The sequence below is a fragment of the Musicola keenii genome (assembly GCF_014855505.1).
In the GTDB taxonomy this organism is placed as follows: Bacteria; Pseudomonadota; Gammaproteobacteria; order Enterobacterales; family Enterobacteriaceae; genus Musicola; species Musicola paradisiaca.
Genome location: NZ_JAAWVW010000005.1, coordinates 159,546 through 173,443 on the forward strand (window position 1 = coordinate 159,546; position 13,898 = coordinate 173,443).

At 52.6% G+C, this 13,898-nt stretch carries 12 protein-coding genes, 1 tRNA gene and 2 pseudogenes; 9 read left to right on the plus strand and 6 right to left on the minus strand.

Annotated features, from left to right (window positions below; all coding sequences use genetic code 11):
- Nucleotides 1-2 precede the first annotated feature (2 nt).
- The 3 genes from HEP82_RS07170 to HEP82_RS07180 all read left to right on the plus strand — a co-directional run bounded on the left by HEP82_RS07170 (nt 3) and on the right by HEP82_RS07180 (nt 2,932).
- Nucleotides 3-1,604, plus strand: coding sequence for a gamma-glutamyltransferase family protein (locus HEP82_RS07170; protein ID WP_192457459.1), 1,602 nt, complete (start codon nt 3-5; stop codon nt 1,602-1,604).
- A gap of 161 nt (nt 1,605-1,765) precedes the next feature.
- Nucleotides 1,766-2,341 (plus strand): class I SAM-dependent methyltransferase, encoded by a 576-nt coding sequence (locus tag HEP82_RS07175; protein ID WP_192457460.1) that lies wholly within the window; start codon nt 1,766-1,768, stop codon nt 2,339-2,341.
- Nucleotides 2,342-2,716: 375 nt separating this feature from the next.
- Nucleotides 2,717-2,932: a YdgH/BhsA/McbA family protein gene (locus HEP82_RS07180; RefSeq protein ID WP_192457461.1), complete on the plus strand. Its 216-nt coding sequence runs from the start codon at nt 2,717-2,719 to the stop codon at nt 2,930-2,932.
- 225 nt (nt 2,933-3,157) lie between these two features.
- Here the strand turns inward: HEP82_RS07180 and HEP82_RS07185 are convergent, their stop codons facing one another.
- On the minus strand, nt 3,158-3,748 hold the full coding sequence (locus tag HEP82_RS07185) for a flavin reductase family protein (RefSeq protein ID WP_192457462.1): 591 nt from the start codon (nt 3,746-3,748) through the stop codon (nt 3,158-3,160).
- 216 nt (nt 3,749-3,964) lie between these two features.
- Here HEP82_RS07185 and HEP82_RS20170 point away from each other — a divergent pair, with 216 nt between their 5' ends.
- Nucleotides 3,965-4,123 carry a DapH/DapD/GlmU-related protein gene (locus HEP82_RS20170; protein WP_243061607.1) on the plus strand — a complete coding sequence of 53 codons (159 nt, stop codon included), beginning with the start codon at nt 3,965-3,967 and terminating at the stop codon, nt 4,121-4,123.
- Here HEP82_RS20170 and HEP82_RS07195 read toward each other — a convergent pair.
- From HEP82_RS07195 to HEP82_RS07210, 4 genes and pseudogenes are all read right to left on the minus strand, one after another.
- Complete coding sequence (locus tag HEP82_RS07195; RefSeq protein ID WP_192457463.1) at nt 4,049-5,002, minus strand: nucleoside hydrolase; 954 nt, start codon at nt 5,000-5,002, stop codon at nt 4,049-4,051. The genes HEP82_RS20170 and HEP82_RS07195 overlap by 75 nt on opposite strands.
- Nucleotides 5,003-5,110: 108 nt before the next feature.
- A pseudogene (locus HEP82_RS20205) lies at nt 5,111-5,841 on the minus strand (nitrogenase component 1).
- A 71-nt stretch (nt 5,842-5,912) separates the two neighbouring features.
- A pseudogene (locus HEP82_RS07205) lies at nt 5,913-6,358 on the minus strand (hypothetical protein).
- 425 nt (nt 6,359-6,783) lie between these two features.
- Nucleotides 6,784-6,972 (minus strand): YjfB family protein, encoded by a 189-nt coding sequence (locus HEP82_RS07210; protein ID WP_192457464.1) that lies wholly within the window; start codon nt 6,970-6,972, stop codon nt 6,784-6,786.
- A gap of 852 nt (nt 6,973-7,824) precedes the next feature.
- Between HEP82_RS07210 and HEP82_RS07215 the strand changes: the two genes are divergently transcribed.
- From HEP82_RS07215 to HEP82_RS07225, 3 genes are all read left to right on the plus strand, one after another.
- Nucleotides 7,825-8,223 (plus strand): H-NS family histone-like protein, encoded by a 399-nt coding sequence (locus tag HEP82_RS07215; protein WP_192457465.1) that lies wholly within the window; start codon nt 7,825-7,827, stop codon nt 8,221-8,223.
- A gap of 1,281 nt (nt 8,224-9,504) precedes the next feature.
- A complete protein-coding gene (locus HEP82_RS07220; protein ID WP_192457466.1) occupies nt 9,505-9,762 on the plus strand; it encodes a YjhX family toxin in 258 nt (85 codons plus the stop codon).
- Between the two features lie 10 nt (nt 9,763-9,772).
- Nucleotides 9,773-10,507, plus strand: coding sequence for an SAM-dependent methyltransferase (locus HEP82_RS07225; RefSeq protein WP_192457467.1), 735 nt, complete (start codon nt 9,773-9,775; stop codon nt 10,505-10,507).
- A 180-nt stretch (nt 10,508-10,687) separates the two neighbouring features.
- On the opposite strand, the gene HEP82_RS07230 is transcribed toward HEP82_RS07225, so the two are convergent.
- Nucleotides 10,688-10,762, minus strand: a tRNA-Arg gene (locus HEP82_RS07230).
- A 334-nt stretch (nt 10,763-11,096) separates the two neighbouring features.
- Between HEP82_RS07230 and mlaA the strand changes: the two genes are divergently transcribed.
- Together mlaA and mqo are read left to right on the plus strand one after the other, a co-directional pair.
- Nucleotides 11,097-11,858, plus strand: a complete 762-nt coding sequence (gene mlaA / locus HEP82_RS07235; protein WP_192457468.1) for a phospholipid-binding lipoprotein MlaA — start codon at nt 11,097-11,099, stop codon at nt 11,856-11,858.
- Between the two features lie 402 nt (nt 11,859-12,260).
- Nucleotides 12,261-13,883, plus strand: a complete 1,623-nt coding sequence (gene mqo, locus HEP82_RS07240) for a malate dehydrogenase (quinone) (protein WP_192457469.1) — start codon at nt 12,261-12,263, stop codon at nt 13,881-13,883.
- The last annotated feature ends 15 nt before the right edge of the window (nt 13,884-13,898 follow it).

Here is a 13,898-nt window from a genome sequence, read left to right on the forward strand (position 1 = left end):
TGATGAGTGGAATGAGTGATTTCAATGTGGGCTACCCCTCCTATCGGGTGCCGATGATGGGCCGCAACGCCGTCGCCACCTCGCAGCCGCTGGCGGCGCAGGCTGGGCTGCGGATGTTGCAGGCGGGCGGCAACGCGGTGGATGCCGCCGTCGCCTGCGCTATGGCGCTGACCGTGGTGGAGCCGACCGGCAATGGCATCGGCAGCGATGCGTTCGCCATCGTCTGGGACGGTAAGCAACTGCATGCGCTGAATGCCACCGGCCGCGCCCCGGCGGGCTGGAGCCCGGCGCGTTTCGCACACCTTTCCGCCATGCCGCAGCTCGGCTGGGAGGCTGTGACGGTACCGGGGGCGGTGTCTTCCTGGGTAGAGCTGACGCAGCGCTTCGGCACATTGCCGTTGACCACGCTGGCGCAGCCGGCGATCGAATACGCCCGTCAGGGGTTTCCGGTGTCGCCGTTGATTGGCCGGCTGTGGCAGAAAGGGGTCGATAAGCTCAAAAACCAGCCGGGATTCAGCGCCTGTTTTGCACCCCTGGGTCGTGCGCCGCACATCGGCGAGATTTTTCGTAATCCGGATCAGGCCGAGACGCTGGAGAAGATCGCCGCCACCAACGGTGAGGCGTTTTACCGCGGCGAGCTGGCGGAGCGCATCGCGGCGTTCGCCCGTGAGCATGGCGCCGCGCTGACGCTGGATGACCTGCGCAATCACCGGGCCGATTGGGTGGAAACGCTGTCGGTGCCGTTCGCTGGCGGCAGCGTGCATGAATTGCCGCCCAACGGGCAGGGGATCGCCACGCTGATCGCGCTCGGCATTTTGCGGCACTGCGGCATCGAGCGCTATGCGCCGGATTCCGCGCCTTGGCTGCATCTCTCCATCGAGGCGATGAAGCTGGCGCTGGCGGATCTGGATCGCTACATCGCCGATCCCGACCATCTGGCGTTTCCGGCGCAGCGGTTGCTGGACGACGACTATCTCCGGCAGCGAGCGGCGTTGATCGATCCGCAGCAGGCGGGGGATTTCGTGTTTGGTAAACCGAATCAGAGCGGTACCGTGTACCTCTCTGTGGCGGATGCCAACGGGATGATGGTGTCGTTTATCCAGTCGAACTATATGGGGTTCGGTTCCGGCGTGGTGGTGCCGGGCACCGGCATCAGCCTGCAAAACCGCGGCGCCGGTTTTGTGCTGGGGGAGGGGCATCCCAATCAGGTGGCGGGCGGTAAACGGCCGTTCCATACCATCATTCCGGCGTTTGCGCTGGATGGCAGCGGGCAGCCGCTGATGTCGTTCGGCGTGATGGGCGGGCCGATGCAGGCGCAGGGGCATCTGCAAATGGCGCTGCGTATCATGCTGCACCGCCAGAATCCGCAGGCGGCTATTGATGCGCCGCGTTGGCGGGTGGAGTCTGGCCGTCAGGTGGTGGTGGAAGCGACGCTGGATCGCAATACGCTGGCGGCGCTGCGCGAGATGGGGCATGACGTCACGGTGGAAGATCCGTTGCAGTCCTACAGCTTCGGTGGCGCGCAGGTGATCCTGCGTGATGAGCAGGGCATCTATATCGCCGCGACCGAGAGCCGTAAGGATGGGCAGGCGCTGGTGTTTTAACCGGCCAACCGGTCGCTGGCGATTTCCGATGGGCGATCTCCGGCGACCGCTCCCGCATTGTTGCGTTTACCTGGCGAGTATCGCTATTTAAGTTGTATTTAAAATGCAACTTAAATATCATAACGGCAGCGTAACCAGCCTGCACAGCGGAGAAGAGTGACATGATATCCACAGCCCCCATCAGTTTTTCCGAAGCCGAGCGTTTGAGCCAGATTTTTGACGCGGACAACCGCGAAGAGTGGCAGAAGACTTCCCATATTCTGCGGGTACTGAACCTGCGGCCCGATAGTGTGATCGCCGATGTGGGGGCGGGAACCGGGTATTTCTCCAGCCTGTTCGCCGAGCAGCTGACGGCCGGTACGGTTTATGCGCTCGATACCGAACCCAACATGGTGAGTTATATGGAGCGGCGTTTTGCGATGGAAGCGCGCGCCAATATCCGCGTTGGCCTGAGCCTGCATACCGATCCTTGCCTGCCGGCCGGGCTGGATGTGGTGTTTATGGCCAATGTTTACCGTTTCATTCGGGAGCGAGAGGCGTTTCTGGCGCAGCTTTACCGCCAGATTGACGCCGCAACCCGTGTCGTGTTTGTTGATTTCAAAGGCAGCCAAAGCCGCGTTGGGCCTCAGCAGGCGCAGGCGGAAGTAGTCGCCGCCGGTTTTGTAGTGGATGAGATGGATCTGGAGGGTTGCCCGGATCACTATATTTTGCAGTTCCGTAAAGGCTGCATGGTCTGAACCGTTTGACGTTAGCGCAGCCGCACAGGCTGCCGCTTCACCCTTCCTGACGCCGGCGTGCCGCCCGGCATCAAAACGCGCTGTTGGATCCCCTCTGGGTTGGATGTACGTCAGGCTTGACGTTGTTCTCCACTCAGGATTGCTCCATGTCTGGCCGACAGATACCCCGCAAGGCGCTGTTCTCGCCTATGTGCCGGGCGTTCAACCGTGAATACCTCGCTGCGCGTTATGTGTATCTGCTCGAGATATTTAGTTCAATTTTTTTGAAAACAAAAAGCAAATTGTTCAGCTGTTATTCATCAGTTGTCAGGTCTATTATTTTTCACATCGAGGCGAAATGCTTCTTAATAAACAAATTGATTAAGGAATACCATCATGAAAAACATCAAAAATTTTGTCGCTGTTTCCATTCTGTCCCTGGTTTCTTTCGGCAGCTTCGCGCAAAGTCTGAGCACCACGTCCAGCACGCTGGACGGTGCGGAAGCCAAGATTGCCGCGCAGGCGCATCAACAGGGCGCGTCCTATAAAATTATCAGCGTGACCGGCAATGACAGCAGCGATATTCGGATGGTGGCCGAACTGACCAAATAATCGGATGGCGGACGGGTGGTCGGCATGGCCGCCACCCGCCGGCCGGTCATTGTGGTAAAGCGTTTATTGCCCCAACCATCTTGGCCGACGTTCTTTTTCCCCTCTTTTCCCTTGCCGATGCATGTCCATCTGCATGCCTCACCCTGGTTTGGTCGCTGCCTAAAGCGCGTGAATTCATGAGGGGACTGGGACGACGGTGAGCGAGGTATCCATTAATTCGTCAAGCTATTTCCCGTATTTGCAATTAAATCCCAGCGCTTTGCCGGTGGTGTCGTATTCGCGGAATTTATAAATCAGCGGGTGCCATTTCAGGCTGTCCAGTTTGTCCTCTGCATTCAGCAGTGTTTCTTCGGCCCAAATGTGCCGTATTTCCAGCTCCGCGAGAATGAATGCGCCTTTATCCGTGATCTCCCGCGTTTTGCATTCTGCCTGTATCGGGCATTCGCGCACCCGCGGTGGTGCGATGGTATGCGATGGCTCCAAATGCATGCCGACAATGCCGGTTTTGTCGGCGCAGTACAGAACGCCTTGTTTGGCTTTGGATTCGGGCAGCGCTTGGGTACCGGTCAGGCGCCCCATCTGTTCGATTTCCTCCCACAGGCGATAATCCGGCACGTTAATCACCACGTCGGACCCTGCGAGAAGATTGTCGCTGGTTTTACTGGTTTTATTGACGCCGATAATAATCCTGTCCCCCAGCGACAATGATGATGACAACGGCGCGACATTCGGCGCCTGTGACCCCGGTTCAACGGTTGAGGCCAGAAATACCGGAAACCCGTAATAGAACGATTTAATTTCAATCTGTTTTTTCATGATATCTCGTCAGAGTAAGAGCCATGACGGCCACCGTATGTATCGATGTTGCTTGTGTTTCGATACTAGCGCCGATCGCTATTTCGCACAGTTACCCGTAAGGAGGAGAGTCATACTCAGTTGTGGGCGTTTGGGAGAGTTGTGGGCGTTTGGGAGAAATGTGGGTGCCAGTTCCTCAATCATGGGGAAGATGTCCGGGGAAAGTCGGTCAATGCCGTGGGGCGCAGAGCATTACTCGGCGCCAATGCCGTCATCGGGATTTTGCTTGGCGATGCCTGTATCGTGGCGTCCGGGTGGGCGCTAGTGGCCCGTGACCGAATCCCAGTAGTGCGCCAGCACTGCGTCGCCATCAACGCCGGTACAGATCAGCTGTGAACGGCGATCGCGCCACGGCGCCAGCGGCAGACGCTGCGCGTCCGGCATCTGGATGGTCTGCCCGCGTGCGATGCCTTCCCGCACTACGCACAGCGGCCCGCTGCGGGTGGCGAATAGTTCCGGCTTGACGACGTAGGCCACCGGCAGCAGGTCGTGCCCCACCACGCCGTCGATCCCGCGGGTTTGCTGGTAGAAGCGCCGATAGATCGCCGACATTTCCTGAATCAATTTGCCGTTTTCGCCTGCCTCCCGCGCCAGCGCCGCGAGGTAGTCCGCGCTCAGCACTACATCGTACGTTACGTCCAGACCGACCATGACCACGGGCCACGCGGCGGCCAACACGTCATCGGCGGCGATGGGGTCGGCGTGGATATTGGCTTCGGCTACCGGCGTCACGTTGCCGTGCCGGCCCTGATAGCCGAACGCGCCGCCCATGATGACGATGGCTTTGGCCATCCCGGCGATGTCGGGAGCCTGACGCAGCGCCAGCGCTAGGTTGGTCAGGCATCCGACGGCGATGAGGGTGACTTCGCCTGGATGAGCTCGCAGCGTATCGACGATGAACTGACTGGCGGAGCCGGGCTGCAGTCCCGAGGTATCGCTATCCGGCAACGGAATATCACCCAGCCCGTTGTGGCCGTGAATGCGGGTCGGGTATGGCGTGTCTACACCGTTCAGAGCGCGGGCCGCGCCGCGAATCACCGGCGCGGCAAGGCCAAAGCGCTGGCGCAGAAACAGGGCGTTGCGGGTCGTGGCATCCACGTCGGCGTTGCCGACCACCGTGGTGATGCCCAACAGCTCAAGCTGCGGCAGACGGCTTAAATAAAACAGTGCGATGGCGTCGTCGATGCCAGGGTCGGTATCAAAGATGACTTTCATGGGCGTTTCCGGTTGCGAGGGGAACGAAACCGGCGCGCAGCTGATCCGTATTGCTGGCTGCGCCGGTACGGGATTGGGTGTTGATTCTCGGCCGCTCGGCGGCGGCTGTCAAAGCTTGTCCTGGGGGCGGCCACGTTGGGAGCCGCAGAGCTTCACTGGGGCGGCATTTTTCTGACACCATCGAAACTGCGTTCCTGTAATACGCGCAGCAGTTTGGACTGGGCGGACGGCGTAATCGCTGGTCATCGTCGGTTCTACCGTGCCGACTTTTTGATTAATCCAGGCGATATTGATTTTATGGTGGCCGCCAGACTGACTGGGGCCGGCGAACCCCGGCGAATTGCAGACAAAAATATCCGCGTCCGGCCGTTCATCCATCATTGCTTGGGCGATAGCGGCAATGTCATCGCCGATTAATGCTGATGCGCAGGTTTGATAGATCATCATGCGCTTAATTTCTGGGTGAGCGTCGAAAACTTCGATAATCTTTTTTTCAGCACCTTTTCGGCGCCGAATACAATATGTTTTTCCTTCATGTCGGTGGCAAAGGCATATTTCAACTGAAAGTTGTCATTGTCACTGATATAACGCTTAGTCTGCCAGGTGTCATAGGTGCAGCCGACGGGGCCATGGCTGATGTGAATAACCTCTTTCATCGGTGTGCCAATAACATGCTTGGCGCCGCAATAAGCACAACCGCGTTCGGATATAGTACCGAGAATGGTATTTAAATATCCTAATGGCAATGCCAATGTCAGATCTTCATCCGGCCCTTTAACCACCGCGTGTTGTTTACGTTCGGGAATACATTTGCTGCATTCAAACTCATGGTAAGGCATAGGTTATCCCCCCATTCTGGGGCATATGGATAATGAAAAATAAAGCAGCATCAAGAACTCTAACGTGGTGATTAATCCATCAATCCGTATTTCACGACCATTTTTTCCAGTTGCTCCATTGAGAGCGGCGGGGGGATGACCAAGTCTTCATTTTCGATAATCTTGCGGCCGAGCTCGCGGTATTCCTGTGTTTGGTTGGTGTCCGGGGCGAACTCCGTCACGGTTTTCTTGTTGAATTCCGCTTTCTGAACAATGTTATCGCGCAGGACGAAGTGGAGCATTTGGGTACCAATGGCGGTGGTGAACTCTTTTTCTCCGCGCCCTGATCGCGCAGCACGTCCATTAATGTTTCCTATGGTTTTCCGCTGAGAATAAGCCGTGTGGAGTCAGCTTTCGGAGCGCAACCATGAATGAACACTTTTTTGCTATGGAAATACGTCAGCGCGGCGGCGGTATTTTGTGTGGTGGTCGATTTTTCGATATCTCCTTTGCCATAAATAGCCAGTTTACGAGTCATGCTATTTCCTCCTAGCAATAAAATAATCAAGTAGTCAGATGCAGTAACGTTGGTGTAGGAAATAGATTGCAAGGGCAGGGCCAGTGATATTTTTTAATGGCTTCCATAATTAAATCATAGGGTGTAAGTCTATTATCGTTTGAATTTCATCAGGTTATTTTTGCCGTGGTTCAGGAATAACGTCGTTGAATGTGAAATGGTTCGGATAGCGGGCAGTGCCAGGTGTTCATCGTGGAACTTTCTGGTTCTAAAGCGTTCCTGAGAGTCAAAAACGTGAAGCACTTCACGTTTGTGCTTGTACGGAAACTGACTGGTTCGTGAGTTGTTCCCGCAGCATCAGGGAATGCGGCATGGGATAAGAAAAAGCAGATAGCCGCTACAGGCGCAGCGGCTATCTGCTGGTGGGAACTGCGTTAAGCAAGAAATTACGCAGTGGTGTTGACGTTGCGCCCTATGGCCGGATTGGCCGGTAGCTGTGGTATGGACTGAATCAGACTGGATGCTGTGGCTTCTTGAGTATCCAAGGCTTTTTTCAGTACAGCCGTACCGACCTGGCTGCTGAGCTGCATACTACTCAGGCTGGAGGAAAGTGATTCAAGTTGTGAAACATCCATCTTGGCCATCCTATGTATCTGCCAGGGTTATATCGACGAGGAGCGGGGTGTTTTCCGCTCCGTCGATACCAGACGGTTCCCGCAGTGTAGTGCAGAACGCCGTCTGTATTATGTCGACAAGAAATGATTGTCGACATGATTCGGTATCGGTTTCGTCATTTCAAACTTTAGACCAGCTCGGTACCCTGCTCAAATCAGGTCGACGCTCTTCCGCGATGCCCGGTGGGAAGCGCTGCGTCCGGCAGCGATGACATCAGCGGCCAGAACTCGCTGTAGGATGATCGCACCTCTAGCGTCTCGGCCGAAAATCTTCGCTTGTAGAAACGCCGGTGTGCGATCCAGTCGCAGGATTGGAACGGTGGCGGGTATATTGAAGAATGCGGTGGTAGCGAGTGGCTGTAAATCGCATGGGAGGTGGGATGGAGCCGTTTCGTTAAACAAGGCTTATGAACTCTCTCAGCATACTTACTATCCCGTTGTGTGTGTTCTGCGAGGGCGTTACATAGGTCGTTGCCGTTTTGCATTCATTTTCATCGTCGAGCATTGGATAAAACCATTGCGCTGTCTTACCTCAATCAGAAGGAAATTGACGGCGATGACTCGTTTTTATTTTTATCGTTACTCTTTATTCTACGTAGTAATCGATTAACAAAGATAAGAAACAGTTAAGACGGAAATAAATTTAAAGTAAAAAGCACTAACAAGCGTGCTTGTCTTTTTTAAGTTACGACTGTCGCATTAAAAAAACGATTTTTATTTTATAAAAATTGTGTATGCGCGTGTGCAATATCTCGTATTGTTGCCGTTATTTGTGTATGCTGGCAGTAATTCCAACCATCAGGATGACTAACAATGACCGATGCTCTTAAAATATTAAATAACATTCGTACACTGCGCGCTCAGGCTCGTGAAATCGACCTGGAAACTCTTGAAGAAATGCTGGAAAAACTGACCACTATTGTTGAAGAACGTCGTGAAGAAGAAGCCAGCTCTCAGAAACACCACGCAGAACGTCAGGCCAAACTTGAAGCTATTCGTGCTCAATTGCTTGAAGATGGTATTGACCCGGCTGAATTGCTGGAGGGTGTAAAAGCCGCCTCGGCAAAACCCAAACGCACTCCTCGTCCGGCTAAATATAAATACACTGATGAAAATGGCATCGAACAGTCATGGACAGGACAGGGCCGTACTCCTAAAGCAATCAAGGAAGCGCTTGATAACGGTAAGACCCTGGATGATTTTTTGATTTAATAAAAATGATGAATACCGTTGGAGCAAGACACCAACGGTATTCATCTCCTGAAAATAGAAAGATTCAGGATGACTATCTCCCCACAATAGACGGTGAGTAATTAAAGCACTCTCTATTCTTCTCTGTTGTATTCTCTTCACGCTTTGCTCCATCGGTAGTGACTCCGGCGCTGGGCCGTCCGGCTATGGGTATAGACCCGCCATACGCCAGGTTGCAGGTGCGTTGGCTTTATTCCTCAGCCCATCCCTGGAGCTTGTTTCTTTGAGACCGCAATACGCCACGTTTAAAGCTGTTCTCGACAGATTCGTCGCTCACCCAAATCACTGACCGTACAGTCCATCGGGATTTACTTACTTGCTGTTCTCCTGAGGTTCGAATTATTTAGGGTATAAATGCGTGATGCATGTTGTCTGCCAATAATCGTATCTGGATGCGGATGAGTGTGGGCTATGGTATTAACCGCATGTATTTGTCCACATTCAGTTGCTGTGGAACAGACAGATTGAATATCCGTTCTGTCTTATCAAGGCACATTGAGTATGAATAGAGAGTTCGCATCATCGCTGTAATAGTTTTATCCCTGTGGCTTTATACCCGATAACCCAATCACCCTTTCATGTTTTTACCGTGGTGCCACTCGGAAGCATAGAGTGGCGCTTCACTGTTATATTCAGCCAACCACTGTGGTGATGCCCGCGATATAATCCGTTATGGAATGGCGTGTGTAACTAAAACGTATATTGAATAAGGAGGGGGTCAGCGATGTTGATGACGATAGCTTTTCCACTAATATAGTCCCCCGGGTTTTTGTGATAATGATGTTCTCTAATGTTGCATATTCATTGTCTATCCCTGTCATTCTGCAAGTTGCAGGTGCGTTGGCTGTGTTTGTTCACACGAGTCACTTATCGTGGCCGGCTTATCGGAATTCGCTGACTGGCTGCCTTCTGTAATTTGATGCATGGCCAGGGATATCCATTGTTATTATACCGGCCCGATTAAAACAGCAGTGTGCCGTCATCGCTATCGAATAAGGGTAATGAACGGTTTGGCAATCGGGTGGTGCGTTTTTTATTCCCGTATAAAATTCCGGTGCTATAATGTGGCCCGAAAATACCTTTCAACTCATACCGAGGCTTGCATGCTGGAGAATGTGATCATCTGATAATCAGCTTCCCGACCATCACCGGCCGGACTGATTATCGCTGCGCTTAAACCTTACGCGAACACCTACAGGTGTTGGCTTGTTTTTGCTCATGATGATTAACAGGTTTTCCAGAATGAATTTATCCCGTCAGGAACAACGTACCTTACACGTTCTCGCTAAAGGTGGCCGTATCGTACACACACGCGATGCATCTGGCCGCGTCACCTCTGTTGAGTGCTATAGCCGCGAAGGGCTATTGCTCAGCGACTGTACGCTCGCCGTCTTCAAAAAACTCAAAACTAAAAAGCTGATTAAGTCCGTCAATGGACAACCCTATCGCATTAATATCACTGGGCTGAACCATGTTCGCGCTCAATCGGATAACCGTTAAGGAGCAGGCAATGAATATGTCTGGCAGCACACCATTTACCGACAATTATGACAAAGCTATCCTTCTGGACACCATGATGGGGCCAAATGCCATGCGTCTTACGGAGGAAATGGCAAATACACTCCCCATTGCTTCCGGGATGCGTATTCTGGATCTTGGATGCGGTAAGGGTATCTCGTCTATTCTGCTTGCGGAAAAATACGATGTAACCGTATTTGCCGCCGACTTGTGGATTTCTCCCACTGAGAATGCCGAGAGGTTCTTAGCCCTGGGGTTGGATGCTAAGATTTTCCCGTTGCGGGTCGATGCCACGAAAGAGATCCCGTACCCTCATGAATATTTTGACATGATCATCAGTGTGGATGCTTACCAATACTTTGGCAGCAACGACATCATGTTGTCGACACTTCTACCTTTTGTGAAGCAAGGCGGGCTGATCGCAGTGGCTGTCCCCGGATTTATAGGGGATTACTCAGCGGGCAATTTACCCGAGGTTGTTAAGCCATTCTGGTCGCCGGACTGGTATTTTTATTCCTGTGATTGGTGGCGAGCGCTATGGGAAAAAGAGCCGGGTATAACCCTCACGATGCTGCGGGAAATGGATTCATGTCAGCAGGCGTGGGATGACTTTATGGCGTGTTCTCTTGCTCAGGAAATGATGATCCCCATCATGGAAGCTGGCGCTGGCGATTACTTCAATATCATCCAGCTTGTTGGACAAAAAAATAAAGTTCGCTACGACTAAATGTAAACGGTATCAACCATTACGATGGTTGGTACCGTGTTATGGAGGAAAAGCCGCAATAAGACATGCACATAGCAATAGAATCTGGCGGCATGCAGGGCGCTGTTGGGTAACGTGTATGATTTAGCCTGGTTTATGAGATGGAAAGCGTTTGGGGGCTGGCGTCGTCATGCCAATGACTGGCGTCCCCGACAGGAATCGAACCTGTAACTAGCCCTTAGGAGGGGCTCGTTATATCCATTTAACTACGGGGACTTGCGGATGCGCATTATACCTGATTTACCCACGCTCATAAGTCCTTGATAGCGCGATTGCTCATTCTGGCACCACTTTCCCGCAAGTTTTTATCGGCGATTCGCCAGAAGGGCGCCGCCGAGGCGTTGTCGATAGGGAAGAGCGTTGACCGGTTAGCATTTGGACATTAATAACGCGATCAAGAACATATCATTGCCGTTTTTTTCAGGCATGCCATTGCCGGTTAAGGAAAAATTGGCGGCAGTCGATTAGAATAAAGTGTAATTTTGCGGCGTAGTCGTCGGTGTGTTCGATGCCTACGGCACGCATAAGATTTCTGCAGGGAGAAACAGTTATGAATTTCCGTCTGGGTAGCATGGTGTTGGCGGGTGTGTTGTTGACAGGATGCGCCAGTTCAAAAAATACGGCTCCAGCGCAGCGAACCGATCCGCTGGAAGGGTTCAACCGTACCATGTTCAGCTTTAATTATAATGTATTGGACCCGTATCTGGTTCGCCCTGCTGCTGTGGCCTGGCGTGATTATGTGCCAAGGCCGGCGCGTAATGGGTTAAGCAACTTCTTTAGCAACCTGGCGGAACCGGCGACGATGGTGAACTATTTTGTTGAGGGAAACCCCTACAAAGCCATGGTGCATCTGAACCGTTTTTTCCTGAACACAGTGTTGGGGATGGGGGGGTTGATAGATGTTGCAACTATGGCTAACCCCAAACTGGCAAAGGATGAACCTCACCGATTTGGCAGTACGCTGGGGCACTATGGGGTTGGGTATGGCCCATATGTGGTATTGCCGGCTTACGGTAACTTTACATTGCGGGAAGACGGCGGCGGTGTGGTTGATACACTCTATCCACCGTTGAGCTATTTGACTTTCTGGATGTCTGCCGGCAAATGGATGGTCGAGGGATTGGAAACTCGGGCTCAATTGCTGGATTCCGATCGTCTGCTGCGTGACTCGACTGATCCTTATTCTGTTGTCAGAGATGCTTATTTCCAGCGGCATGATTTCCTTGCTAATGGCGGTAAAGTTGTACCTACGGTTAACCCTAATGCGAAAGCCATTGAGGGAAGTTTGGATGAAATCGACTCAGCAAAATAACCGAAAAATACTGCTCTGATTTCATACCAAAGGCGCCTTGTGGCGCCTTTGGTTTTTATTGCCGACAATGTATTTTCCAGCAGTCTGTGCGGTGTTTATGACAAGTTACAATTTGGTTATCTTGTTTGTGTGATTACCTGAAATTTTTTTTGTGGTTGTCCTCACAATAGTGGTACTTTGTTTTCGATGCTGATGATTCAGCAGCTCGAGATGGGCAGCCAGACTCGCTTTTCGCTACATATTCAGTGTTAATACCGGGTATTAACCCATTTTGCCAAATATGCAGGGGCACTTAGTGTCCCTTCATTGCGTCTGCTCGCCATCTCGCCAGGTAGTTAACAACCTGATAACATCAGTGTTCACCTGCAGGGATAATCATTGACATAAGTGGGAAGTAAAAGCATGAAGAATCTATTGGTCACCACGGCGGCGCAGTCAGTATCAGTGAGCGAGGATGTCACGAAGGATGTCGTGCTGATTGGCGGTGGTGTCATGAGTGCTACGCTGGGGACATATTTGCAGGCTTTGGAGCCTGGCTGGTCCATCAGTATGATCGAGCGTCTGGGTAGCGTGGCGGAAGAAAGCTCCAACGGCTGGAATAACGCGGGAACTGGGCATGCGGCATTTCTGGAACTGAATTACACTCCGGAAAAGGCTGACGGTTCGATTGATATCAGCAAAGCAGTGAATATCAGCGAAGCGTTTGAAGTTTCTCTGCAATTTTGGGCGTATCAGGTGGCGAATAACGTTATAGGCGATCCGTCCACCTTCATCCATAGCGTGCCGCACATGAGCTTTGTGTGGGGCGATGAAAACGTGAATTTCCTGCGTCGTCGCTATAAAGCATTGCAGCACAACACATTGTTTCAGGGGATGGAGTATTCCGAAAACCCTGAGCGCATCAAACAGTGCATTCCATTGGTGATGGAAGGGCGCGATACCCGGCAGAAGGTCGCCATGACCCGCATGCCCATCGGCACCGATGTTGATTTTGGTGAAGTTACCCGTCAACTGGTCGTCGGAATGCAGAAAAACCCTCATTTCACGCTGTGGCCGGAACATGATGTTCGCGATATCCGTCGCAATCAGGACGGCACCTGGAGCGTGGTGACTGCCGATCTGAGCGACGGCGGTAAAGAGCGTATCGTTCGGGCGCGGTTCGTATTCATCGGGGCTGGCGGGGCTGCATTACCCTTGCTGCAGAAGTCCGGTATTCCTGAGGCCAGCCAGTATGGCGGTTTCCCGGTTGGCGGTGAGTTTCTGGTGACTGATAACCCTGACGTGGTGAAACGCCATCAGGCTAAGGTGTATGGCAAGGCGTCGGTTGGCGCTCCGCCCATGTCGGTGCCGCATCTGGATTCACGCATGCTGGGCGGCAAGCCAGCCTTATTGTTCGGTCCGTTCGCTTCTTTCTCCAGTAAATTTTTGAAGAACGGATCATTGTGGGATCTGTTTTCTTCGGTGAACACCGCAAATGTTTTACCCATGATGCGGGTGGGGCTGGATAATTTCGATCTGGTGAAATATCTCGTTAGCCAGGTGATGATGAGCGAAAACGATCGCTTTGCCGAACTGAAAAATTATTTTCCGGATGCCAAAAAAGAAGACTGGCGGCTGGCGACGGCGGGGCAGCGCGTGCAGGTGATCAAAAAAGACAAACAGAAGGGTGGCGTGCTGAAGATGGGCACTGAAGTCGTCGCTTCGCAGGACGGTACGATTGCTGCGCTGCTGGGGGCTTCTCCTGGCGCCTCAACCGCGGCAACCATCATGATTGAACTGATGCAGGTTGCCTTCAAGGATAAGATGGCTTCAGTGGAATGGCAGACGCGCCTGAAAGAAATCATTCCTTCTTGGGGACAGAAGCTGAACGGCAATGTTGAGCTGACTAATGAGATTCGCCGTTATACCAGCAGTACGTTGAAGCTGCGATATATGGAAGTGAAAGCGGAGTCGGAATTAAGATCCCAGCTTGACGGTGCTCCAGAACATGAGATTCAGGTGGATCAGATTGTTCCAGTGATGTAACGCCTGTTCGGCGGT

Bases quoted from the DNA above. Each gene is read 5' to 3' on its own strand.
- HEP82_RS07170 (WP_192457459.1), top strand. From the start codon at position 3: ATGAGTGGAATGAGTGATTTCAATGTGGGCTACCCCTCCTATCGGGTG.
- HEP82_RS07175 (WP_192457460.1), top strand. From the start codon at position 1,766: ATGATATCCACAGCCCCCATCAGTTTTTCCGAAGCCGAGCGTTTGAGC.
- HEP82_RS07180 (WP_192457461.1), top strand. From the start codon at position 2,717: ATGAAAAACATCAAAAATTTTGTCGCTGTTTCCATTCTGTCCCTGGTT.
- HEP82_RS07185 (WP_192457462.1), bottom strand. From the start codon at position 3,748: ATGAAAAAACAGATTGAAATTAAATCGTTCTATTACGGGTTTCCGGTA.
- HEP82_RS07195 (WP_192457463.1), bottom strand. From the start codon at position 5,002: ATGAAAGTCATCTTTGATACCGACCCTGGCATCGACGACGCCATCGCA.
- HEP82_RS07210 (WP_192457464.1), bottom strand. From the start codon at position 6,972: ATGGATGTTTCACAACTTGAATCACTTTCCTCCAGCCTGAGTAGTATG.
- HEP82_RS07215 (WP_192457465.1), top strand. From the start codon at position 7,825: ATGACCGATGCTCTTAAAATATTAAATAACATTCGTACACTGCGCGCT.
- HEP82_RS07220 (WP_192457466.1), top strand. From the start codon at position 9,505: ATGAATTTATCCCGTCAGGAACAACGTACCTTACACGTTCTCGCTAAA.
- HEP82_RS07225 (WP_192457467.1), top strand. From the start codon at position 9,773: ATGAATATGTCTGGCAGCACACCATTTACCGACAATTATGACAAAGCT.
- mlaA (WP_192457468.1), top strand. From the start codon at position 11,097: ATGAATTTCCGTCTGGGTAGCATGGTGTTGGCGGGTGTGTTGTTGACA.
- mqo (WP_192457469.1), top strand. From the start codon at position 12,261: ATGAAGAATCTATTGGTCACCACGGCGGCGCAGTCAGTATCAGTGAGC.